Annotated in this window: 1 pseudogene; it reads right to left on the minus strand. The window is 45.0% G+C overall.

Features of this window, described 5'->3' with window-relative positions:
- Nucleotides 1-194 precede the first annotated feature (194 nt).
- Nucleotides 195-260, minus strand: a pseudogene (locus ACTHSQ_RS11325) (integrase core domain-containing protein); the annotation flags it as partial.

Below are 260 nucleotides of genomic sequence, written 5' to 3' on the forward strand. Positions count from 1 at the left end.
AACTTCGGCACACCGTCTCAACAGCTTAAAATCCTGCGGGATTGGTGTGGAATTTAGGGCTAATCTACGTCAGCCCCTTTGCTTAATATCTTGCTTTTTATGAAACTGATATATCAAGCAGACAACTCAAACCGCACAGCTGTGTTTTCAGACGGCCTGAGAGTTTTATCAGGTGTAGGAAAACGTTGCGTTGTTTACACCACAGGTTGAGAAAAATAAGCCTGCAAGACCTCAAACGGCGTATCGCCGTTCAAACTGCG

This window comes from Neisseria sp. P0009.S008 (assembly GCF_051958615.1).
GTDB classification, from domain to species: Bacteria; Pseudomonadota; Gammaproteobacteria; order Burkholderiales; family Neisseriaceae; genus Neisseria; species Neisseria subflava.